Origin of the sequence: Burkholderia sp. Ac-20392 (assembly GCF_017104585.1) — a bacterium.
GTDB classification, from domain to species: Bacteria; Pseudomonadota; Gammaproteobacteria; order Burkholderiales; family Burkholderiaceae; genus Burkholderia; species Burkholderia lata.
The window spans coordinates 1-3985 of sequence record NZ_JAAGPB010000667.1 but is presented as its reverse complement, the minus strand read 5'-3'; the positions used below and the strand labels follow the sequence as shown (position 1 = coordinate 3985).

At 70.8% G+C, this 3985-nt stretch carries 6 protein-coding genes; all 6 read right to left on the bottom strand.

What is annotated here, in order from left to right:
• Positions 1 to 200: 200 nt before the first annotated feature.
• Genes G3N99_RS36565 through G3N99_RS36540 form a run of 6 tightly spaced genes read right to left on the bottom strand, consistent with a single transcriptional unit; the run spans position 201 to position 3531 of the window.
• Entirely contained in the window at positions 201 to 716 is a 516-nt protein-coding gene (locus G3N99_RS36565) for an SRPBCC family protein (RefSeq protein WP_206124789.1), read from the bottom strand.
• Positions 717 to 760: 44 nt separating this feature from the next.
• Entirely contained in the window at positions 761 to 1393 is a 633-nt protein-coding gene (locus tag G3N99_RS36560; protein ID WP_041492753.1) for a DUF1571 domain-containing protein, read from the bottom strand.
• Positions 1390 to 1821, bottom strand: a complete 432-nt coding sequence (locus tag G3N99_RS36555) for a quinol oxidase (protein ID WP_206124788.1) — start codon at positions 1819 to 1821, stop codon at positions 1390 to 1392. Before G3N99_RS36555 ends, G3N99_RS36560 begins: the two co-directional genes overlap by 4 nt.
• Positions 1822 to 1849: 28 nt before the next feature.
• On the bottom strand, positions 1850 to 2632 hold the full coding sequence (locus G3N99_RS36550; RefSeq protein WP_174939432.1) for an anti-sigma factor: 783 nt from the start codon (positions 2630 to 2632) through the stop codon (positions 1850 to 1852).
• Complete coding sequence (locus G3N99_RS36545) at positions 2629 to 3144, bottom strand: sigma-70 family RNA polymerase sigma factor (RefSeq protein WP_174940717.1); 516 nt, start codon at positions 3142 to 3144, stop codon at positions 2629 to 2631. The genes G3N99_RS36550 and G3N99_RS36545 overlap by 4 nt, the downstream gene beginning before the upstream one ends.
• Before the next feature lie 27 nt (positions 3145 to 3171).
• Positions 3172 to 3531 (bottom strand): hypothetical protein, encoded by a 360-nt coding sequence (locus G3N99_RS36540; protein WP_174940715.1) that lies wholly within the window; start codon positions 3529 to 3531, stop codon positions 3172 to 3174.
• Positions 3532 to 3985: the final 454 nt, after the last annotated feature.

The window sequence follows — 3985 nt, the reverse complement described above, 5'->3', positions numbered from 1 at the left end:
GCAGTTCGCGGGCCAGGACGCCGACGTGCTCGTGCGCCTCGATGCCGATGGCGACGTGCTCGTGCGCGCACGCGTGCCGGGACACCGGTGTCCGGCCGTCGGCGAACGCGTCGCACTGGTGGTGGATGGCGCGGTGATGGCGTACGCGCGCTGAGCGGCGCGGCACGCCGCTACGCGCTTTTGCTCGCGTTCACACGCATTCAGGCATCGGCGCAGCCCGCATCCGACAACGGCCGGAACGTCCGGCCCTCCGTCTCGACCGTCGCGCCCAGCAGCCGCGCGAGCCCCTTCGCGCCTTCGCGCATCACGACGTCGTGATTCCATCGGAACAGCGGGCGACCGAGCGGCTCCAGCCGGTTCATCCAGCGCACGTGCGTGCGGATGTGCCAGTCGTAGCGCACGATCGTACGGGCGCCGTCGGCAACGAACGCCCAGCATCCATCGCCTTCGATCGCGCCGCTCGCACGGCCTTCGAGTGCATGCGGCGGCTCGACGCGTCGCACGCGCATGTCGAACGTCAGCCGATACGGCAGCGCCCCCTTCCACGTGTACCGGTGCAGCGCGCCGACGCCGCGCGTATCGCCCGGCTCGATCTCGACGGTGCTCACGGCGCCCTTCCACCAGTCGGGCCAGCGGTCGACCTGGTAGATCGCGTCCCACACCACCGCAAGCGGCGCGTCCACGCGCCAGGTCGTCGAGAACCGGTATTCCGCCATGCAGCCTCCGGCCTGCCCGTCAGGGGCAGGAGTCAGCGCACCGTTCAGGGCGCGAAGAAGCGTTCGGGAAACGCGACGTCGATCTCGACGTCGTCGAGCGTCACGGTTTCGAGCGGCACGTCGTCATCGTCCGCGAAGCTGACGACCTTCAGCGGAAAGCCGTCCTCGGTATCCAGCCACAGCCGGTAGCGATGCACGCCGTCGACCACATGGGCGGGCGCGCCGGTGACCGACACGCGCAGCGCGGTCCGGCCGCCGACCGCCTCCTCGCCTTCGGTCACCGTCGCGCCGCCTTCCTGCAGCGCATGGACGTTGCGCAGCAGTTCGCCGACGTCCGACCGGTCGACCCGGTGGCCGCTGCGGTCGCGCACGAGCGGATTGGACGGCGACAGCGTCAGCGCGGGCGGTGCATGCGCGCCGAACGGGCGCAGCCGCACCTTGCCGTCGCCGGGATCGTAGGCGAGCACCGCGCCGTGATGCGGCGACACGAAATCCATCCGGACGAAGCCCGGTTTCAGGTACGCGTAGCGGATTTCAGTGTGCTCGCCGCTGCGCGCGGACGAGCGGATCGTCGCGCGGTACGAGCGGACGTGGTCGAAATGCGCCTGCGCGACAGTCACGGGATCGGCGGTCATGCTCGCTCCTATCAGGCTCGCGGCCAGCAACGCGGCGATCACGGCGCCGCCTCGACATCGAGCACGCCTTCCATCCCGCGCTCGCGATGGCTCCTGAAAAACAGCAGCCGATGCGTGCAATAGTAGGCGAACCGGCCCGGCTGCGCCGGCGTGAAGCGAAACGTCTTCGGCGTCGTGGCGAGCTCGGTGTGCACCGTGATGCCGGCCTGCGGCGCATCGATCTCGAAGCTGTGCGGCACCAGGCCGGGCTCGGCCGACACGGTCAGCTCGACCGGCACGTGCGCCCGCACGATCACGTGATTCGGTCGGAAGAAATAGCTGCCGCCGACGATCGCCACCCGCTGCACGCCGTCGGCGTCGACGGGCACGCGCACCGGTGCGTCGCCGTCCGCCCACGCCAGCGCGCTGCCCGCGGCGAACGCCGCCAGCGCCAGCATCGGCACGAGTCCCTTCGTCATCGTCGTCTTCATCGCCTGCTCCGTACCGGCGCCGCGCGCGTTACCCCTTCCACGCGTCGGTCGGGCCGCCGAGCTCGCCGCACGCGTCGATCGCGAGTTCGCGCAGGCGCCGTTCGTCGCCCTGGCCGGACAATGCATAGCCCATTCCGCGATCCGACCAGAAATACGTGTAGCGGTCGCCGGCCGACATTGCCTGCGGCGCGAGGCGCCGTGCGTCGTAAGCCGTCATGTACAGCGTCACGCGCTCGCCGTCCGCGCGCTGGTACATGAGTTGCGCGGCCGGCCCCGCTTCGCCGGGGAGCAGCCGGCCGCCGAGCAGCGCATAGCCGTATTCGTCGAGCGACGGCGCACGCACGGGCCGCCCGAGACGCGCGGACAGCCACGCGACGAGACGTTCGGGGTCGCCCGCACCGACCTCGACCGGATGTTCGCGGTCGGCCACGTACGTCGCATACGCGACATCCGCGCGCGCGGCGAACGCCGGTTCGCGGTCGAACGCCATCCAGCCCACATGCAGTGCGACGCCGATCAGCAGCCCGGCCGCGAGCCCCGCGAACGCATAGGCGATCCCGCGCCGGCGCGGCGCACGGCGCTGCACGAACAGCGCGGACGCGGCGCCCGGCAGCGGGAACAGCGCCTGCAGCGCATCGCGCTGCGCCCGGTAATGCGCGAATCGTTCGGCTTCCTCCGGATCGGCCAGCACGCGCTCGAGCACCTCGCGACGCTCGTGCCCGGACAGCTCGCCGTCCAGCAGCGCGGACAGCAGTTGCGCCGACGCATCGTCGTCCCGCTCGTTCGAAGGCTTGTGCGGATCGTCCATCATGTCTTTCCGATCACTCGTAGTGAAGCCGTGCCGTGCGCCGACGGCTCGTCCGACAGCAGCGCGCGCATCTGCCCGCGCGCCCGTGCGAGCCGCGACATCACCGTGCCCACCGGGATGCCGAGCACCTCCGCGGCATCGCGATAGCTCAATTCCTCGAGCGCGACCAGCAGCAGCACCTCGCGCTGTTCGACCGGCAGCCGGTACAGCGCGCGCTGCACGTCGCGCAGCACCAGCCCGCCGATTTCGCCGGCCGGCGCGGCCATCGTCTGCCACGGCGCCGTTGCATCGTCGACCGCGATCTCGTGCCGCGCGCGCAACTGGTCGATGAAGCGGTGCCGCAGCAGCGTCAGCAGCCACGCGCGCAGGTTGCCGCAGTCGCGTGGCGGGCGATTCAGCGCACGCTCGAGCGTGTCCTGCACGAGATCGTCCGCCCAGGCCCGGTCGCCCGTCAGCGCGCGCGCATAGCGCGTGAGATGCGGCAACCACACCAGCAGATCCGATTCGTAGCTCATCGGGATGCCTCGCGCACCGCCGTGCGGTCACGGACGCGCGACGTGCCACATGCCGCCGATCCCGTCGCCGCCCGCGTCGCCGGGCTTGCGATCCAGCTTCCAGCGATACAGCGGGCGCCCGCGGTACGCCCATTGCTTGCTGCCGTCGTCGCGCGCGACGAGACTCAGCGCGCCGGTTGCCTTGTCGTACGCGTCGGCAAGCGCAGGCGGCCAGTTGGCCGCGCACGCGCTGTCGCACGCGCTCTTGCCGGGCGCATCGCGATCGAACACGTACAGCGTCATGTGCGCTTCGTCGACCAGTTTTCCGTCGCCGGCGCGCGGTGGTTCCGCGGCGGCCGGCCGCACGATTGCCGCCGACAGCGCGACGGCGACGAGTATCCGTTTCATGCCCTTTCTCCTTGGCACGGCATCGCGACACGGCGGCACCGGCCGGGACGATCGGCTAGGTCTCGACCATTATCCCGCCGGCAGGTGCTGCCGGGATTCGGTATGTAAACGGATGGAGGCGACCGGTTATTCCACGCTGGCCGGCGAGCGTCGGCAGCGGCCATTCATGCGACGAAAGAAAGCGAAACACCCAAAGACAACGCGGCATGACATTTCTGTCATGCCGCGTTGCGCGACCCGTTGCGCACGGCGGCCAATGCGGCGGCGCCGTGCGTGTCCGGCCGGTTACTTCGGCAGTGCGCCCGTCAGCGACTGGAGCAGCGACGACACCGGTGCGAGCGGGTTGCCCGGCGCGCTGTTGCCCGAGTGCGGCGTGACCGACAGGCCCGCCGCGGAGCCGTGTGCCGTGCCGACCGTCGTGCCGGCCGCGTTGACGACCGTCGCAGTCGAGTTG